Consider the following 19,379-nt stretch of genomic DNA (forward strand, 5'->3'; position numbering starts at 1 on the left):
GCACCTCTTTTTTCATAAGATTATTGTGACATAATCAAAAGATAATTATAAGGTGACATTATCAAAAGATAAACACAAAAATTTAGAAAAATTGTTGACAAAGCCACCACGCTAAAATACAATAATAATTGTTAGCTAAGGTTAACAATGTATGGAGGGAATGTTGCCTTGTGAATCTAACTGAATCAATGGAAATGTATTTAGAGACAATATACTTAATAGAGAAAGATCATGGTCATGCACATGTTGCTGAAATTGCCAGGGAGCTTAACATTACAAAGCCCAGTGTTACAAAGGCAATGAACCATCTTAAGGATGAAGGCTTTATCAACAAGCAGGCTTACGGTCATATCAATTTGACTGAAAAAGGTCTTAAGGTATCAAGAAAGGTTTTTAAGAAGCATTCAATTATTACTGATTTTCTTGAAAAATCCTTGGGTCTCTCTCCTGCTGATGCTGATGACAATGCATGCAGGATGGAACATGTCATCTCAGATGAAATGCTTGAGGCAATCAAGGAATATCTGGACGGCAAAAGATAAGTCAACATGAATCTATTGTAAATGGAGGTTATTATGGAAGTGTCCCTTGTAAATAGAATTTTCGGAGTAAGTATAAAAAAGAAAACGGCAGAAGTTTCAAGGAGTCTGGATCTGACCAGCGCAAAGATAGACCATACATATACAATTAAAGCCATTAACACAGATGATAAGGAAATGAAAAGTTTCCTCTCTTCCCTTGGTTGCTATGAGGGTGAAAACATCACTGTTATTTCTGTTTTGGCTGAAAACTATATTATCAATATCAAGGACTCAAGATACAGCATTGATATTGATCTTGCCAGGGCTATTCTTATATAGGCCTGGGCATTAGCTTGTATTTTTTTGTTTATAGTGTTAGCCACAGCTAACATATTATTATATTAAAGGAGGAAAAAAATGAGAATCGCATTAGCAGGAAATCCCAACAGTGGCAAGACCACTTTATTCAATGCTATAACAGGTAAGATAGAACACGTTGGTAACTGGCCGGGAGTTACAGTTGCAAAAAAAGAAGGTGATGTAAAGTCTGATCTGACTAAATCAGGGAATAAGATCAGGGTAGTTGACCTACCAGGTGCCTACTCCCTATCACCATTCACATCAGAGGAAAGCATCACCAGTGACTTTGTAAAAAGTGCTGACGCTGATGTAATAATCAATATTGTAGATGCAACAAATCTAAACAGAAGTCTGATGTTTACAACTCAGCTTCTCGAGCTTGGTTTACCGGTGGTAGTTGCCTTAAACAAAGTTGATCTTATTGAAAAGAAAGGAATCTCAATTGATGAAAAGGACCTTTCCTTAAAGCTTGGATGCCCGGTAGTAAAGACATCATCCATCAAGGGACATGGACTCCAAAGTCTTGTCGATAAAGCTGTATCCCTTAAGGGAGGCCTTCAAAAGGCACCTTATACTGGAAAGTCTATAACTGAGGTTACTGAAAAGCAAGAAGCCGATGATTCAGATCGAGAGAGATTTGCATTTGTAGACAAAATTGTGAAGGAAGTTGAATCCAGAAACACAGAAAGCAAGAAGCAGACAAAGCACGATTCAATTGACCGTATTGTAGCTCACAAGATTTGGGGAATTCCAATCTTTGCAGCCATTATATACATAGTCTTTTCAATTTCACAGACTTATTTAGGACCCCTTCTTGCCGACTCACTAGTTGGTTGGATTGACAGCGTCTATGCCTATGCGGATGGTTTGATGGGAGAAACGGTATCTCCGATACTTAAAACCCTGCTTCTTGATGGAATTATCGGAGGAGTCGGTGCCGTTGTTGGCTTCCTGCCACTTATCATGGTTCTATTCTTCCTGCTTGCATTGCTCGAGGACAGTGGCTATATGGCAAGGGTTGCAATTGTAATGGACAGACATCTTAAAAAGGTTGGATTGTCAGGAAAGTCAATTATTCCCATGGTTATCGGCACCGGATGTGCCATTCCAGGAGTCATGGCTACACGTACAATCAGGGATGACCGTCAGAGAAGGACTACTGCAATGCTTACACCCTTTATGCCATGTGGAGCCAAGCTCCCTGTAATAGCGCTGTTTGCCGGTGTATTCTTCCAGGATGCAGCCTGGGTTGGTACCTCAATGTACTTTGTGGCAATTGCCATTGTAATATTTGGAGCACTTATTGTTCAGAGAATCACCAAGGAAGGTCCTTCAAGAGGTTACTTTATAATGGAGCTTCCCGAGTATAGAATCCCAAGTATAAAGAGAGCTTTCATATCCATGTTCTCAAGGGCTAAAGCATTTATTATCAAGGCTGCTACAATTATTCTTCTTTGTAATGTTGCCGTTCAGATCATGCAGTCATACTCATGGGGTTTCCATCTTGTTGAGGAAGGAATGGAAGGTACAAGTATTCTAGCAAGCATAGCCTCTCCCTTTGCCTGGTTGCTGATTCCTTTGGGCTTTGGTGCATGGCAGCTTGCAGCGGCAGCCATAACAGGATTTATTGCCAAGGAAAATGTTGTTGGAACTCTGGCTGTAGTGTACAGCATAAGCAACTTTATTGATCCTGAGGAGCTATCACTGGTTTCTGGCGCAAATGATGTGGCTTCAATTATGGGACTGACTTCAGTCGCAGCACTTTCATACCTTGTCTTCAACCTATTTACACCTCCATGCTTTGCAGCCATTGGTGCAATGAACGCTGAGATGGACAGCAGAAAATGGCTTTGGGCAGGAATAGGATTCCAGTTTGGAATGGGCTATACTGTATCATACTTTGTATATCAGCTCGGTACGCTAATCACTACTGGCAGCTTTGGAGCTGGAGCATTCCCTGGATTGATTGCTGTTGGAATTTACTTTGGAATTCTGATCTATCTAATGAGACGAAATGAAAGCGAAGTTTCAATGAGTATGGGAGGAGCTGCTTAGGATGATAGGAAATATAATAGTCTTATTTATAATAGCAGCAGTAATCGGGCTTTCAGTTTGGAAGATTACAAGTGACAAGAAAAATGGAGTCAAGTGCTCAGGATGTCCTTACAGCAAAACATGTTCTACAAATACAGTCTGTGAAATTGATCCTGAATTAACAAAGATTGGGTAGTTAAGTATACTATTATTAAGGCCTTTATCCTTCGTAGGCTAAGAATTAAAGTATTGCACTAAAAAATCAGGGGAGTTGTTGATTCCCCTGATTTTGCTTTTACTTCAAGCCAGGAAGTCTCTTGCAATAGCTTTAAATATTTCAGGCTTTTCGAGATGGTTCATATGGCCTGCATCCGGAATGACGGCCATCTGTGCATTTGGTATCGCCATCTGAAAATCCCTGATTGTCCTGACATCCATTTCATCCTGGTCACCGCATATGAGCAATACCGGAACTGTAATCTCACCAAGCCTTGGGGAAAGGTCAAAACTCTTTAGCTTTCCAGTGATCTCAAACTCGCTTGGTCCCCATAGCATTCCGTAAACCTCCTGATTGATGGCTCCAAATGCCTCCATAAGATAATCAGGGAACGGTATATGGGTGTACATATGCCTCTTGTAGAACTCCATCATTACGCCAAAATATTCTTCCCCGTATTCATTTGTCTCTTCAGCCTTCCTCACGATTTCTACCATGGACTCAGGCAATTTTGACACAAGCTTCTTCATATCCTCTTCCCATTTTGGTGTGCTTAAGTATGGGGATGACAGTACCAACTTCTTTACAACTTCGGGTTTCATATCCAGTAGGTGTGAACATACCAGACCCGCTCCCCATGAGTGACCAAACAGTATCACTTCAGACAGTCCAATATCCCTGATTACTTCATCAAGCTCTCTTACATAATTTTCAACTGAATACTCCTCTGGATTCTCTGCCTTATCAGATTTTCCACATCCCAGCTGATCGTAGAAATAGACCGGCCTCTCGTCGGCCAGATCCTTAATAACTTGTGGCATAGAAAGAAATCCAGGCCCTCCATGGACCACAAGCAAGGGTACTCCTTTCTTGTCCTCCCCGTAAACGGAATACCAAATTCTGCCCTTTTCAGTTTCAATAAATCCTTCCTTCACTTCGAATGCACCTCCAGGCATCTATAATAACAACCTATTCTCACGCCTCCCAATGTTGCTTTTCCTAAGATATTTATACCCAAATTCTGTCAGTAATGATTATCTGTCTTTAGCATATTTTCGAGTAAGCATGGAAACCCGCCCCTACTATCTTTGCTGATGATTCTTACTCCAAAAATAAAAAAGACAGGATAAGAATCCTGCCCTAGAGTATATTATATAGCAAATAGCTGTAGGCTGATGCTATGACTACAAAAGATACGAGCACCGGCATTGTTTTCTTCACAAGGGAGATAAATGATGTTCCATGCTCCTCTGTTATTATTGCAAGGCATATATGTGTCGGTGATATCTGCATTGCAATATAATTTATTGACATAAGAAAAACCAGAAGACTTATTCCTCCCCCGGGTATTGTTGCAAAGGCTATTGGAAGTGCCAATGCAATCATGGCCTTTGAACCTGCTACCAAGGTGCCAAAGAAGAATATGAGTCCAAAGATTACAACCGGTGGAACTGCCATTGCCGAGAAGTAGTCAGGGAGTCTTTCTATTACACCAGTTGCTGTCAAAAGCTCCTTGAATACCATTATTACTACAGTTGTCAGAATAAGCTTGGTCTCAAAAGCAGTATAAAACATTGACCTTACTTCCTTGTATCTGAATCTGTTTATGAAGTAGGATAAAATAATTACTGGAATTACGCTTAGGTGCACCGGAGTCCCCAAGACAAGAATTATTGTAATGGATAGCATTATTGTCCATAGAGCTTCAAAAAGTCGTTTTATCTCATGGGTTTTAATGATTCCCTCAAGGCTTTCCTCAACCTTAGGTATCTTCCTTACATAGAAAATATATCCCAAAAGAAACAGAACCACAATCATGGGAAGCATTCCAAGAATAAAGCTTGTCATCTCAAGTCCGCTTAGGTTTACGGCAAGAATTATTGAAGCATATGTTGGCAGAAAAGCTTCTGATATGTGCCTGTAGAAGGATGTTACAAATGTCTTCTCTTCTTGTGTAAGGTCGCTCCCTGCTGCCGTATCGACAATTGGCGATGCTATCAACACAGCTCCCGCTGATGGCAACAGACCAATTATAAATGGTGCTATCATTGCATTGATTCGTCTTGAATTGAAAATATTTGTAAGGGCTTTTTCTGCCTGAATCAGGTGTCCTCTCTTTTCAAGCATTCTCTGAAGGAATGTTATTGAGTAGAATGCCAGCACGAGCATTATAGTGTCTCCACCAATTATTCCAATCCTAAGGGCTTGTATAAGGTCAGAGAAGCTAATACCATACAAAAGCACGGTGGATATTGATCCTACTGTTACTGATATGTACAGGGGCTTGTTCATCCTCATTACCACTACGATTACTGCAAATACTGCTATTAGTTTTATTATGTCCATTTCTGATCTCCTTGGATTTGTGCCTAATATATTAATAATAATCCTAATAAGGGTTTATGTCAAATACTATGTGGGGGTATATGATTCAAATGATCTAATATTTCTTGCCACAGTATGGTATTGCTTCCGACAATTCAAGAAGACCTATGTATGGACTGATATTTCTAGTAGGTGATGGGAAGTCTTTGAAGGACTCCCTTGTAAAACAGTGAAGCCTTTCCGAAGAAGAGCTTCTTTCCATAGAAGGTTTGAAAAGAAGCATTTTCAGGTTGATTAAAAACTGATCATAGAATCAACAGGCAAATTGATATGCTAAATAATATAATAATAAGTACAGATACTCTAGTAATAAATTATCAGTTTGAGTAAATCAATGCAAAATGGTTCCTTGAGCATTATCAGTACAATGTCTTCGATGATCTTACTATATTCCATTATCCTTGTTCAGGCATTAAAGGTATTAAGGATAATCAAGTTACTCCGTAGAAGATCCACAATCTTACGAACTAATTAAAATGCCCAATTGATAATTATACTATTGAGAATATTGGCCATTTGATCAAGGAAACCATTGAGTTTGCTTCAATTCTAAATCATACCTAAGACTACAAGATTAATGAAGACAAGACTATGCATTCAGAGCTTAAGTCAAAACTTAGTTATTGGATAAAAAGAAATGGATTTACCACATATGAATAATAATTAGATAAAAAAAGATACCATGTCAGTATTGAACTACTAAGATGGCATCCTTTTGTGAAAAATCAGGTAGTGTAAAATAGTTTGTGTTTTTATCCTCTGAATTGGGATAATCGTAGGTTATATTGATGATCAAACGGAGAGTTGTAGAGGCCTCCAAGGATCATCTGATTACAAGTTCATTAAAGCACAACGCTAAATAGGCTGTCAAGAGGTTTCATGCTTGACAGCTTATTAGCGTCAACTCTTAAATTTCTATTCGCCCTTCAAAATATATGGCCAGGTGGTTCAAAATGTAGTCCCAGTTCCTTACACGAGAGGTCCATTTTGATGTAGAATCAAGCATTGCCAGATAAAGGCTTTTCATCAAAGCTGCATCTGTTGGAAATATTGACTTGCTCTTTGTGACTTTTCTTAGCTGCCTGTTGAAATTCTCCATGGCATTTGTGGTGTAGATTATGGTTCTGACCTCTTCTGGATACTTGAAATATGCCGACAGATGGACCCAGTTGTTTCTCCATGAATTTACACATGATGGGTATTTTCTGGACCATTTTTGATCGAATTTATCCAGGTTGTTAAGTGCCACTTCTTCGCTCGGTGCTTTGTAGATTTCTTTAAGATCTTTCATCAGCTCTTTGATGTCCTTGTAGCTTACATACCTTGTGGAGCTTCTTATTTGGTGTATTATGCATCTTTGTATCTCTGTCTTGGGAAATACTGCATGTATCGCATCTGAGAAGCCGCTGAGGCCATCTATGGATGCTATGAGTATATCTCTTACCCCTCTGTTCTTAAGCTCGTTGATTACGGTTAACCAGAACTTTGAGGATTCATTTTCTCCCACCCACATTCCAAGCACGTCTTTTTTCCCTTCAAGATTTATTCCGATGATTATATAGACCGCCTTCTTGGCTACAACACCGTCCTGTCTGACGTTGTAGTGGATTGCATCCAGAAATATTATCGGATATATTGCCTCAAGTGGTCTGTTTTGCCATTCTGTGATTGAAGGCAGTATCTTGTTTGTAATCTGAGATACCAGGCCTTCTGAAATTGAAAATCCATAGATATCCTGGATGTGTTTTGATATATCTCTTACAGTCATGCCTTTTCCATACATTGAAATTACCTGTTCCTCTATATGGGAGATGTCTGTCTGATACTTTTTTACAACCTGTGGCTCAAATTCACCATATCGATCCCTTGGAACATTTATTGGGACTTTTCCGGCTTTTGATTTGAGCATTTTAGTGCTGAATCCGTTTCTTGAATTACTAATATCCTCTGATTTTTCTCTCTTTGGATATCCAATCTGATCTTCAAGTTCTGCTTCAAGCATCTGTTCGATGGTTTCTCCGAGCATGTCTTTAAGACTCTCATAGATATCATCTACAGATTCTGGTTGGTAAAGCTCGATAAATTTTTGAATCGCTTCCCTTCGCTTTGGATCCCTTTTGATTTTCGCCATAATTAAATACCTCCAGATTGATTTTATTTTATCTCAATCCAGAGGTATCGTATACACAAAATTATTTACAGTCTCAAAAATCATTCTATAACTTAAAGTCTAATCCTCGTTGAACTAGTTTGTCGTTTAGATTAATTATCCCCTTAGGGCAACAAGGTCTGGACCTTTCCCTTCTAGCATTTCCTTTACCCTCTTCCCTATAAGCGTATTATATAGAGGATGTGTTAATATATAGAACTGTTCTTCTTCTATCCCATTCATTACACTTAATCCAATACTTTCAATAGGCATTCCTGTAGTAATTACGAATTCAGCACGTTTTTGTCCGCTAAAATACTCGTAGCTACTGTAATATGGATCGCTTTTGTCCATAAATCTTTCTGGACGATGTCTTTCATAATTGTGAAGATCAGTTTGAACAAATCCTGGACAAAAAACAGACATTTTTATCTTGGAATTTATTGCCTGTAGATCGTAGCTTGTACTTTCTGTCAAAGCAACACTTGCATGTTTAGTTGCATGATATGCGGGCATTCCATTTGAAGTAATGAGTCCAGCAACTGAAGCAACATTTAGAATATGACACTCCGAATCTTGCTTAATCATAATTGGTATAACTCTTTTCATAGCATATACTTGACTCATAAGATTAGCTCCTACTATCCAGTCCCAGTCCTGAACTGGTAATTTCCAAACTGGCCCTGGTATTGCAACTCCAGCATTATTTACAAGAAAATCAATGCTTCCATAATTTTCTATTGCCGTTGAAACCATCTTTTCAACTTCTAAATCCAGAGTTACATCACATTCAACTCCAGTAACATCCACTCCCTTTTTTTCGAAAAAAGAAACAGCAGCTTGGAGGTCTTCTTTGTCTATATCAACCAATACAAGTTTCATTTCTCTGTCAGCACATTCTTTTGCTATTTCGAAACCAAAACCATTTCCGGCACCGGTGATTAAAGCAACTTTATCCTTGAAATCTCTCATTTTACTTTTTCCCCCTTTTAATGAACTGTAAATGCAAATGCCTGACTATAGCCATCTTTTATAGCTTCTTGAATACAACCTGCCTTATCAGCGTCTCCAATTATTCTGATATTCTCAAAAGCTTTCATAAATTCATTTACTGTACTTTGCCTAGGTGTTACCCCAAGAGCAATTACAATTGTATCAGCTTCTACCTGTACAGGCTGGGAATTAATCTGATTAAGAAGTCCAACCCCTTTTTCAGAAATTGTCATAAGCCTATGTCCTGGCATGATTGTCGGATTGTATTTCTTAAATCTCATCATTAAGTCTGCAAGAATGGTTCGATTTACATCTGGACCTATGGATTTCTGCATTTCAATCAATACGACCTCGTGTCCCTTACTTGCTACCAATTCTGCTGTTTCAAGTCCTGTAAGACCTGAACCAATTACAGCTACTTTACCCTTTACTTCAACATCTTCTGTTAGTATATGTTCTGCAATCACAACATTCTTTTCTTCTATACCTGGAATCGGTGGAATTGTTGCAGATGCACCAACAGCCACAAAAACACCTTGGGGATTAAGATCTTTGATCATTTCAACAGTGGCTTTTGTATTGATTCTAACTTCCACACCACTTTCTTCAACTTCTCTAATCAGTCCATCATTCATTGCACGTACTTTGCCTTTCATCGGTGCTTTGTCTGCAACATTAAGGGTTCCACCCAGCTTCTCTCTTTCATCAAAGAGTACTGTTTTATATCCCTTTTTATCTAGTACAAGAGCTGCCTGCATTCCTGCAGGTCCACCACCCACAACTACAACAGTTCTGTTTTGACCATTCTTCTCCATATTTCCAAATTCAATCTCTCTTGCCAATGCGCCATTTACAGTACACTTAATATGCCTTCCCTGGTTTAATTCAGCAAAACAATTTAGACAACCAATACACTTTCTAATTTGATCACTTTTTCCTTCTTTTGCTTTCCTAACCCAATTTGGATCTGCAAGGTGTCCTCTAGCTATCCCAACAAAATCACAAACTTCTGATTCCAAAAGTTGATTTGCTGTCTCAGGATCTTTTATGTTGTTGACTGCAATTACAGGTACACTTACATTCTTTCTTATTTCAGTTGCTAAGTGTTTTTTCCATCCTTGAGGATATGTGCCTGGTTCTATGATAGTAGTTGCACTTTCATAAGTTCCGCAGCTTACATTGATTGCGTCGATTCCATAACTTTCAAGGATTCTAGCTATCTTAATTGAATCTTCGAGCTTAAGTCCACCTTCAACATACTCTTCAGCACTTATTCTAACTGATACTGCAAAATCTTGACCGCACATATACTTTATTCCTGTTATTATTTCAGATACTATACGCATTCTGTTTTGGAAGCTCCCGCCATACTTGTCTTTTCTCTTGTTTGTATATGGAGAAACAAACTGGTTTAAAAGGTAACCATGCGCTACGTGCAATTCCACTCCATCTGCTCCTGCAGTTTTCGAAATCACTGCACCCTTGATAAATTTCTTTACTAGACCTTCGCATTCCTCGGTAGTCAATTCCCTTGGCATCTCTTGAGTGACTTTACACATTATAGGTGATGGAGCAACAATTTGTTTTCCTCCAATTAATTGGCTCTTTGTTTCACGACCTGGATGATGAAGCTGTACAAATACTTTGGTTCCATATTTATGTATGGTTTCTATCATTCTCTCCAAGTGGGGGATGTGACGGGCTTCAGTTACAGATAACTGGTTTGGGGTGCCTACTCCATACTCATCATCAATTCTGGCTATTTCAGTGATAATAAGTCCAACTCCACCTTTGGCTCTTTCTTCATAGTACTTGGTTATGACATCAGTTGCTTCACCTTGGGAATTGGCAAGATTTACACCCATCGCTGTCATTACAACACGGTTCTTTAGATTAACATTACCTATGGTACCTCGTTCAAATAGCTTTTCATACTTCATTCTTCCACTCCTCCTGTTATTTTATTTGCAAGGAAATGATAAAAGGGTCCTGATGAGGTTTTGGCCTTGCAATCCACTTACTCAGTTTGTTCTTTCAGACATGTCAATTTAATAATCTTGCACATTGAACAAATTAAAAGTCTTTTTAATGCTTCTTGAGTTTAGACATGTCTTTTATATTAATCTTTTATGTGTTAGATAATTTGGTCACTAATTTAGTAGTATTTGTGAAACATCTATTTAGTATGTTATAATAATAACATACTGTTGGATTCACAGATAGGTTGAGGATGCATGAATATTTTAAAACAATTTGTGCATGTTGCACAAATTGTTGATGGCAGGTAAAAAGGAGAGAAGCTATGCGTTTTGAGAATATTATTAAGACCCTAGAAAAAGAGAACCACCTTGAGTTTCAAAGTTATAATCTTTCAAACAATCTTGAAATCAATAAAATTAGACTTCTTGAAGAATGGTCTCCTGAAGACCATGGGATTCTTTACATTGGCAATATATACGAGTTTGAATCTCTTGTTAAAAGAAAAAGTTTCTTTCAAAAACCCTACAGAAATATTGCCTTTATCTTGGGAGTCGAAGAAAACAATACTGACAACAGCCTTCCCATGGAATCTATAGATTCATTGATGGGTTCACTTGAGATGAAAAATTCTGTGGATTACGCAGCAATACCCGAAAAACTGATTCTTAAAGTTGATCAACTAGCTAATCGGTTACTAAATTCTCAAACTCAAAGTAACCATGAAATTGCTGAACTCTTGGCTTTGACCATGAAAGGTACAGACCTTAAGAGATTGCTCGAATTCTCGTCTCAAAAACTTAAAAACCCTCTTGTTGTAATTGATTCAGGTTTTAGGATAATCGCTACTTCCCAAGAGGATATCATAGCTGATCCCATCTGGAATAAAAATATTCAAAGAGGGTATTGTTCCTATGAATTTATAAAGGAAGTCCACAGATTGGAAAAGAAGGGTCCGTTCCCAGAAAACTCGTCAGTATTCCAAGTAAAATGTGAGTTTTCACTATACAATAAGCTTTGCAGCAAGATTTTTTGGAAGGATAAGCTGGTAGGCTATGTTATTATGCTTGAAGTCAACAAAGCAAACTTAAGTTTTTCTCAAGAACTCCTACCCTTTGTAGGCAGCTCTGTATGTGATATATTGCTACGTACAGATGAGTATAAGAGAATTTTTGGATCAAAGGAGGAGAACTTACTCTACGAATTGATTCATGGCGCTGAAGAAGATCATATTCAAATTCAGCTTAAGATTAATCAGGTACAATTACATGAAAATATGGTATGCATCATTATAAGGCCAAATGAGTATCTGAGTAATATCCACGCCGAGACCTTTCTAAAGGAGCGTTTAAATCAAATACTCCCTAGATCCAACTGCATGAAAGAAAAAGAAAACTTGATAATCCTTTGTAAAGCAAAACAAGACGGTCGTATTGATAAGATTCAGGAAGAGAAGCTATCCTCTCTTTTCAATGAAGGAGTCCTGCACATAGGTATAAGTAATTCTTTCAATAATATTATGGAGTTGAAAGGAGCTTACCATCAATGCCTTCATCTCTATAAAGTTAGCTTAAAACTTAGAGTTGATAAGAAAATCATGTATTTTTCAGATTTTGGGTTCTATTTGTTGCTATCCAGGCTAAAGGAAAATGATCTTATGCAATATTCCCACCCTGCTTTAAAGATTCTAAGAAGCCATGATCATCTCCATAATAGTGAACTTTACAAGACCTTGCATGCACTAGTTTCTTGTCAATTTCAAATGACTAAGACAGCTGAAGTTTTATCCATACATAGAAATAGTCTGTCATATAGGGTTAATAAGATTTTAGACCTTACTGGAGTAGATATTGAAGACAATGATGAAATCTTTCGTTTAGGTTATGCCTTTAAAATTGAAAAGTATTGCAGAGTTTCTAAATGAAACTCTAGAAGGAGTTAATATATCAAAAATAGTGTTTGAAGACTAAAAAAGAAGACAGGGGCGGACATGGGGACGTTTCATCTGTCTTTTTTGATAGCTTTTTCCACAACGGTTTTACCTACTCCGAAGACTCTGCTTAATTGTCGTATACTTGTGTTTTCACTACTGTAAATTCCAAGTATGAGCTTGTTCCTATCAGTCTTTGACAATGCATCCAGATCATATATTTCATATTTTTCTTTAATAAGATTCAGTAAATTTTCATCATTCTGATTAACAGTAATTTTATACTCCAGAACTTCATCTTCATTTTTTGTATTCATGTATTCTTCAAAACTTTTATATGTAGGAAAATATGATCTAGCCAATTCTCCGTCTACTATTGTTTCGACATTTCGGTAGATTTTTTCATAATCAGTATAACTGCTCCATTTGTATTCAATCGGTCTTTTTGTAATTCCTGCCTTTACAGGATTTTGGTGTATGTACCGCATGACTGTCAAAAGATAACCTTCTGTCTCAACGGGCTCACTGCGGAATCGGTTTTGGAAAAGGTGACCGGTCCTTTCATATTTTCTGTTGTGCCATCCAATGTAGCCAACTGTGATTCTCTTGATTATAGTTCCAATATCTTCTGCTTCCTTTAATAGAATATGTATATGGTTATCCATAATGCAATAACCGTATAATATGAATTCCGATTTTTCCTTTGCTTTGGTCATTCCCTCTATAAATCTAATTCGATCCTCGTCATCCAGAAAAATATCCCTTTTATCCAATCCTCTTAGCATTACGTGATATATTCCTGATTCACTTCTAATTCTAGGTCCTCTAGCCAATGTTATCACCCCTCTTAATATTACCATGAAATGTTGTAATATAGAAGTTTAAAGTTGTTTCACATGTTAAAAAAGAAGACAGATGAAACGTCCCCCTGTCTTCTAGATTTTCCAATTGTAATGTGATAATATAATCTTGTTGTATCAGTTGTTAATGCTAGTGAATCCGGAGGTTGCCATGCCTGAATTTATAACTCTTATGCTTTTCACAACCATTCTTCTATGCAGTATAATTACCGGCTTCTCTTTGGTCGCTGCACTTTTTTTTGGTCTTGTAGTCTTTGTTTTATACGCCCTATACAGGGGCTTTTCTATTAAAAGCATCCTTCAAATGATCTGGAACGGCATAAAAAGTGCCCGAACTGTAATTATGGTCCTGACTCTTATCGGAGTCCTTACTGCACTGTGGAGAGCCGGTGGTACCATTCCCTACATAATCTACCATTCAGTCCAATATATAGATCCCAGGTACTTTGTGGTATTTGCTTTTCTATTATGCTGTCTGATGTCCATACTTATTGGTACTTCATTTGGCTCAGCCAGTACCATGGGGGTAATCTGCATGACAATAGGACTGTCTCTCGGAATAGATCCCTTTTATACTGGAGGTGCAATTCTTTCTGGTGTATACTTTGGAGACAGATGTTCCGCCATGTCATCCAGTGCATCACTTGTTAGTGAACTCACAGGTACAAATTTGTTTATCAATATTAAAAACATGTTGAGAACATCAATTGTTCCCTTTCTATTGACAGTTGCAATTTACACAACGACTGGTCACGGAGGCAGTGCAACCCCTGTTTCAAATGAGGTACTTTCCGTATTTAGCGACAACTTCCAGCTTGCATGGGCAGTTGTTATTCCGTCAATTATAATAATCGTACTTCCTCTGTTCAAACTTAATCTTAAAAAGACAATGCTTACAAGCATTGCCTTCAGTGCTGTTATATGTATTGCATACCAGGATATGTCAATCTCTGAGATTCTAAGAACGTCAGTTGTTGGGTATTCATCAACGGATTCTGATCTTGCCGTTCTGATGAACGGAGGAGGGATTTTCTCAATGATTAAATCTATTTCCATAGTTTCAATCTCATCCTCATATTTTGGAATCTTCAGGAACACCCGCCTGATATCAAAAATTAGGGATTGGGTAGTTATTCTTTCTCAACATAGCAGTTCCTTCTTTACAACGCTGGTTACTGGAATTTTAATGAGCATAATAAGTTGTAACCAGACGCTGGCAACCATGCTGACATATGAACTTAACAACAATCTAATCCATGACAAGTACAAGTTAGCCATATATCTTGAAAATACTTCTATTGTCATTGCTCCTCTGATTCCATGGAGCATAGCAGGAGCCTTTGTCCTTGATACTGTTGGGGCTCCTACAAGTAGCATCCTATATTCAGTATATCTTTATATCCTACCTCTCTATAGTTTGATTGTTGAGACAATAGCAGAAAAACGGCTTAAACTGAAAAGAGTCTGAGAAAGGTATAAGACAGATGAAACGTCCCTTGTCTCGTCACTTTTATTGTTGGTTCATGGCCTTTCTTGGCCAATCGTAATCCTTAAGGATTGCACGACCTACTCCTATACAGTCTGCCTTCTTCATCCTTAGAAACTTCTCTGCAGCCTCAGGCTCTGTTATCCCACCTGTAAGTATTACCGGTATATTAACTGCCATTTTAATCTTTTCACTGAGCTCTGAAAAGTAGCCCTGCCCTGTAAACTGTGGCCCCATAAAGCCGCACATCCCTCCAGTTACATCAATTGCATCTACCCCTATCTTTGCAAATTCTCTTGATGCTATGACGCTGTCCTCAATTGTCGTTCCACCTTCCATATAGTCAGATGCGCCAAGTCTAAGGAATACGGCGTATTCAAGACCTACTTCTCTATTGACAGCTTCTATTGTTTCCATATGGATCCTAATTCTTCCCATAAGATCCTTGCCGTATTCATCCGTTCTTTTGTTAGTCAGAGGTGAAAGGAATTGATTCAGCAAGTATCCATGGGCTGAGTGAATTTCAACACCGTCAAAGCCTGCTTTTTTTGCTCTTACTGCAGCATCTGCGAATTTTCTTACGAGATCCTTGATTCCCTCTTTTGTAAGCTCTCTGGGCACAAGTCCGTCTTTGCTTCTTGGATTCACTACAGCTGAAGGCCCCACAGGCTCTGCACCCTTTGAATCCTTTAAGCAATTGCTTTCTGCATGACTTAGCTGAAGAACAGCCTTGCTGCCATTAGCTTGTATGGTTTGGGCCAGCTTTTTCAATCCTTCAATCTTGCTATTATCAGCAACCGATAGCTGCCCATTCTTAACTTTTCCTTCAGGTGATATATAGGTGTGTTCAACTATCACAAGACCAATATAACCGCTCTTTGTTATTTCATCGTAGTATTTGATAGTATCTTCCGATACCTCCCCATCATCACCGCAAGATACAGTCTCCATCGATGGAAGCACCAATCTGTTCTTTAATTCAATGTTTTTAATGTACATCCTGTCCTTAATATATTGCATTTGATTCCCTCCTTAAATCTATGTGTCTTCTATATGATACCCAATGAATTGATCTATGTTTCATTTGAGACATTAACATCTAAACATTTGGACCATTCTGGCAGATCAAGTCAGCATACTTTCGTTTTTTGGTAATAATTTTCAGCTTCCATGGATGGTTGTCATTCCATCCATATAAAAAAGACCATGCTAGCAAGCATAGTCTCAAGTGTATCTATATGCATATCAATTGTTAACTCTTTAATTAGCTGCAACCAGACTCTCTCAGTAATGCTTACATGCGAGTTAAAACCCAGCCTGGTAGATTGTAATTACTAGATGGCTGTTTCCATTGAGAATGTTCCTACGTGGACGATCCCCTGGGAAAACAAGACAGATGAAACGTCCCCCTGTCTTCTTATTTCAAAACAGATGAAACTTCTCCAAGTATTCCTTCATCTTCTTTTTCTGCTGCTACGATTGATATTTCAACTAGGATATTCTCTGCTGCCATCTTTGCTTCAACACATGCTCTTGCTGGCTCATACCCGTTTTCCACCCAAGCATCCCAAACTTCGTTCATATCCTTGAATAGTGCAATATCCCTTAGGTATATTACTGCTGAAAGAATATGTTCTTTGTCTGATCCGTATTGATCAAGAAGCTCTTCGATCTTTAAAAGAACTCCCGCTGTTTGCTCCTTGACATCAAGCACATCACTCCCTGCAGTTTGTCCACAAAGATAGACTGTTTTGTTATGTACAACTGCCTTGCTCATTCTTCCTGTTCCTTCGTATCTTCTAATTTCCATTTTTATTCAGCTCCTTTTTATTTGTATATATAGTTTATCAGGATTTTTGTTGGATGACAATTGCAATGCACAATTCCAAAGTATTATGGATAGCTTGAACACAAGGTTATTAATAGATGATTTGTTTTTCTTTAAAGAGGTAAAAATATAGAGAAAGGATAACAGAAAGGGGTTTTGTTATGAGTACACATGTTATTACCGTAAAATATGAAATCAGACCTGAAAAAATGGATGAATTCATCGAACTTATCAAGGATAATTCTGAAAAAAGCTTGGCTGAGCCGGGATGCTTGAATTACGAGGCTTCCATGGCTGGCAACAAGGTTTTCCTCTACGAAAAATACAAGTCTGAGGATGACTTCAAGTTTCACACCACTACTGAGCATTTTGCCAATTACGCCGAAAAGACAAAGGATCTGATTATTGGCAAGGACATTACCATGTACAAGGGTCTTAAGTAACGAGATTTCTTTGCTTCAATCTAGATGTCAAACAAGGGTGATTCCTCCACTTTGGTTGAATGACGAGAATGGATATTTCTCCATTTTGGTCGATTGTTTCTACAGTTGGTTCCTTATGGAAAGTGTTCATGACCGTTTGTTTTAATTTAGGGTATAACTATAGAAAAGATCAAAGGTGGTGAATGTTTTGAAAGCTATTGTTAATAGAGATGATTGTATAGGATGCGAACTTTGCACTCAAATATGTCCTGAAGTTTTTCAGATGGACGATGAACAAATTGCTACTGTAATTGCAAATCCTGTCCCAGCCTCCGTTGAAGACAAAGCTAAAGATGCAGAAGATTCATGTCCCACTAGTGCTATAACAATTGAAGAATAATTACTTATTTTAGCACCAAATTTTTACAGTAAAAATAGGCGATATCACATTTTCTGTGATATCGCCTATTTTTCTTTTTCTAATCTATTTGATTACTGTGCACCTTCAAGTGCAAGCTCAACTGCTTCTATAATAGCATCTGAAGTATATGTTGCCCCTGATACCGTATCCACAGCTGGGCTGTTTGCAGCAACAATAGCTGCTGGAACCTCTTCAATTGCCGGGTCTGCTATTCCGTCTGTTTCGCTGTGCTCAACCACTTCTACGTTTGTGATTACTCCGCCTTCAACTGTTACAGAAACCTTAAGGCCCTCATACATTCCTGCATCGCTTGTTCCTTCATATGTTCCGTCAGTGTATGAAACTGCTGGTTCCGGTGCTGAATCTGCTCCTGCAACTGCACCTTCAAGTGCAAGCTCAACTGCTTCTATGATTGCATTTGATGTTAATGTTGCTCCTGATACAGTATCCACAGCTGGGCTGTTTGCTTTAACTATTGAAACTGGTACTTCTTCAATCGCCGGGTCTGCTATTCCGTCTGTCTCGCTGTGCTCAACCACTTCTACGTTTGTGATTACACCACCTTCAACTGTTACAGAAACCTTAAGTCCCTCATACATTCCTGCATCGCTTGTCCCTTCATATGTTCCGTCAATATATTCAACTTGTGGAACCTCTGTCGGTGCATCAAGAAGTGCAAGTCTAGTTGCTTCCATTATGGCATCTGATGTGTAAGTTGCACCTGATACTACGTCAACAACCGTGCTGTTGGCCTCGACAATTGCTGCTGGGATTCCTTCAATAGCAGGATCTGCGATTCCTTCTGTCTCGCTGTGTTCAATTACCTCTACGTTTGTTATCTTTCCGCCTTCAACTGTTACAGAAACTCTAAGTCCTTCATACATTCCTGCATCGCTTGTTCCTTCATATGTTCCATCCACAATAAATTCTATCTCTGGTTCCTCTATTGCTTCTTCCTCTTCCTCAGGTTCTTCTGATCCTGAATCTCCTGAAAGAGCATTTTGAACTGCATCCATAATAGCATCCGAAGTCAGTGTTGCTCCTGAAACCACATCTACATTCGGTGAACCAGCTTCAACAATTGCCGCTGGCACTTCTTCGATTGCTGGATCTGCAATTCCGTCTGTCTCGTCATGTTCGATTACTTCAACGCTTACAATCTTTCCACCCTCGACTGTTACAGAAACCTTAAGACCTGGGTTCATACCCTTATCACTGGTTCCTTCGTAAGTTCCGTCTACATATTCAACTGCTGGTGCATTGCCTGAAGCTACTGCAATTGCATTGTTTACAGCTTCAATTATTGCATTTGATGTCAATGTTGCACCTGATACCACATCGACCTCTGTTGAGTTTGATGCAACTATTGCTGCTGGTACTCCTTCGATTGCCGGATCTGAGATTCCTTCTGTTTCACTGTGCTCAACTACTTCTACATTTGTTATGTTTCCACCTTCAAATGTTACTGCTACTTTAAGGCCAGGATACATTCCTGCATCACTTGATCCCTCGTATACTCCATCTGGTATGTCTGCAAATCCTCCGCCTGAGTCCATCATGCTGTTTCCAACAAACAAAACTGCAACTGATATCAGAGCGATAATAATAAAACTAAGTCCTCTACTCTTTAGCATTTTCACTACTCCTTTTCCTATGTAATTTAAATTATATATAAAACTTTGTGGGCATTAAAACCCATCATCTAGAATATAATACCAAATATGTGGGCATATCACAAGAGCAGTAGTCCATATTTAAATTGGACATATGTTTATATTTAACCATTTGTTTGGTCC

At 38.4% G+C, this 19,379-nt stretch carries 18 protein-coding genes; 8 read left to right on the forward strand and 10 right to left on the reverse strand.

The genetic code is table 11. From position 1 onward, the window contains the following. Positions 1 to 170 precede the first annotated feature (170 nt). The 4 genes from ACOEN1_RS11995 (at position 171) to ACOEN1_RS12010 (ending at position 3,111) form a co-directional block, all read left to right on the forward strand. The gene (locus ACOEN1_RS11995) at positions 171 to 542 is read left to right on the forward strand and encodes a metal-dependent transcriptional regulator (RefSeq protein WP_422487140.1); all 372 of its coding nucleotides are present in this window, start codon (positions 171 to 173) and stop codon (positions 540 to 542) included. 33 nt (positions 543 to 575) lie between these two features. Then, positions 576 to 860 carry a FeoA family protein gene (locus tag ACOEN1_RS12000; RefSeq protein WP_422487141.1) on the forward strand — a complete coding sequence of 95 codons (285 nt, stop codon included), beginning with the start codon at positions 576 to 578 and terminating at the stop codon, positions 858 to 860. A 78-nt stretch (positions 861 to 938) separates the two neighbouring features. Continuing rightward, entirely contained in the window at positions 939 to 2,936 is a 1,998-nt protein-coding gene (feoB, locus tag ACOEN1_RS12005) for a ferrous iron transport protein B (protein ID WP_422487142.1), read from the forward strand. 1 nt (position 2,937) lies between these two features. Continuing rightward, positions 2,938 to 3,111 carry a FeoB-associated Cys-rich membrane protein gene (locus ACOEN1_RS12010; protein ID WP_422487143.1) on the forward strand — a complete coding sequence of 58 codons (174 nt, stop codon included), beginning with the start codon at positions 2,938 to 2,940 and terminating at the stop codon, positions 3,109 to 3,111. A 104-nt stretch (positions 3,112 to 3,215) separates the two neighbouring features. Here ACOEN1_RS12010 and ACOEN1_RS12015 read toward each other — a convergent pair whose 3' ends face one another. From ACOEN1_RS12015 to ACOEN1_RS12040, 6 genes are all read right to left on the reverse strand, one after another. Further along, on the reverse strand, positions 3,216 to 4,088 hold the full coding sequence (locus ACOEN1_RS12015; RefSeq protein WP_422487144.1) for a proline iminopeptidase-family hydrolase: 873 nt from the start codon (positions 4,086 to 4,088) through the stop codon (positions 3,216 to 3,218). A 184-nt stretch (positions 4,089 to 4,272) separates the two neighbouring features. Beyond that, the gene (locus ACOEN1_RS12020; RefSeq protein ID WP_422487145.1) at positions 4,273 to 5,478 is read right to left on the reverse strand and encodes a DUF401 family protein; all 1,206 of its coding nucleotides are present in this window, start codon (positions 5,476 to 5,478) and stop codon (positions 4,273 to 4,275) included. 94 nt (positions 5,479 to 5,572) lie between these two features. Next, on the reverse strand, positions 5,573 to 5,740 hold the full coding sequence (locus ACOEN1_RS12025; protein WP_422487146.1) for a hypothetical protein: 168 nt from the start codon (positions 5,738 to 5,740) through the stop codon (positions 5,573 to 5,575). A gap of 684 nt (positions 5,741 to 6,424) precedes the next feature. Further along, entirely contained in the window at positions 6,425 to 7,648 is a 1,224-nt protein-coding gene (locus ACOEN1_RS12030) for an IS256 family transposase (RefSeq protein ID WP_422487147.1), read from the reverse strand. A gap of 135 nt (positions 7,649 to 7,783) precedes the next feature. Next, on the reverse strand, positions 7,784 to 8,638 hold the full coding sequence (locus ACOEN1_RS12035) for an SDR family NAD(P)-dependent oxidoreductase (RefSeq protein ID WP_422487148.1): 855 nt from the start codon (positions 8,636 to 8,638) through the stop codon (positions 7,784 to 7,786). Between the two features lie 17 nt (positions 8,639 to 8,655). Next, on the reverse strand, positions 8,656 to 10,599 hold the full coding sequence (locus ACOEN1_RS12040) for an FAD-dependent oxidoreductase (RefSeq protein WP_422487149.1): 1,944 nt from the start codon (positions 10,597 to 10,599) through the stop codon (positions 8,656 to 8,658). 362 nt (positions 10,600 to 10,961) lie between these two features. Between ACOEN1_RS12040 and ACOEN1_RS12045 the strand changes: the two genes are divergently transcribed. Continuing rightward, a complete protein-coding gene (locus tag ACOEN1_RS12045; RefSeq protein ID WP_422487150.1) occupies positions 10,962 to 12,560 on the forward strand; it encodes a PucR family transcriptional regulator in 1,599 nt (532 codons plus the stop codon). 77 nt (positions 12,561 to 12,637) lie between these two features. Here ACOEN1_RS12045 and ACOEN1_RS12050 read toward each other — a convergent pair whose 3' ends face one another. After that, on the reverse strand, positions 12,638 to 13,399 hold the full coding sequence (locus ACOEN1_RS12050) for a transposase (protein ID WP_422487151.1): 762 nt from the start codon (positions 13,397 to 13,399) through the stop codon (positions 12,638 to 12,640). A 178-nt stretch (positions 13,400 to 13,577) separates the two neighbouring features. On the opposite strand from ACOEN1_RS12050, the gene ACOEN1_RS12055 reads away from it, so the two are divergent. After that, complete coding sequence (locus ACOEN1_RS12055; RefSeq protein ID WP_422487152.1) at positions 13,578 to 14,894, forward strand: Na+/H+ antiporter NhaC family protein; 1,317 nt, start codon at positions 13,578 to 13,580, stop codon at positions 14,892 to 14,894. Between the two features lie 42 nt (positions 14,895 to 14,936). On the opposite strand, the gene ACOEN1_RS12060 is transcribed toward ACOEN1_RS12055, so the two are convergent. After that, on the reverse strand, positions 14,937 to 15,932 hold the full coding sequence (locus ACOEN1_RS12060; RefSeq protein WP_422487153.1) for an NADH:flavin oxidoreductase: 996 nt from the start codon (positions 15,930 to 15,932) through the stop codon (positions 14,937 to 14,939). A 397-nt stretch (positions 15,933 to 16,329) separates the two neighbouring features. Next, positions 16,330 to 16,722, reverse strand: a complete 393-nt coding sequence (locus tag ACOEN1_RS12065; protein ID WP_422487154.1) for a RidA family protein — start codon at positions 16,720 to 16,722, stop codon at positions 16,330 to 16,332. A gap of 179 nt (positions 16,723 to 16,901) precedes the next feature. Between ACOEN1_RS12065 and ACOEN1_RS12070 the strand changes: the two genes are divergently transcribed. Further along, positions 16,902 to 17,183, forward strand: a complete 282-nt coding sequence (locus ACOEN1_RS12070; protein WP_422487155.1) for a putative quinol monooxygenase — start codon at positions 16,902 to 16,904, stop codon at positions 17,181 to 17,183. Positions 17,184 to 17,370: 187 nt separating this feature from the next. Next, positions 17,371 to 17,562 (forward strand): ferredoxin, encoded by a 192-nt coding sequence (locus tag ACOEN1_RS12075; protein WP_422487156.1) that lies wholly within the window; start codon positions 17,371 to 17,373, stop codon positions 17,560 to 17,562. Between the two features lie 92 nt (positions 17,563 to 17,654). Here ACOEN1_RS12075 and ACOEN1_RS12080 read toward each other — a convergent pair whose 3' ends face one another. Next, positions 17,655 to 19,217, reverse strand: a complete 1,563-nt coding sequence (locus ACOEN1_RS12080; RefSeq protein WP_422487157.1) for an FMN-binding protein — start codon at positions 19,215 to 19,217, stop codon at positions 17,655 to 17,657. Positions 19,218 to 19,379: the final 162 nt, after the last annotated feature.

The sequence above is a fragment of the Gudongella sp. DL1XJH-153 genome, from assembly GCF_049310905.1.
In the GTDB taxonomy this organism is placed as follows: Bacteria; Bacillota; Clostridia; order Tissierellales; family Tissierellaceae; genus Gudongella.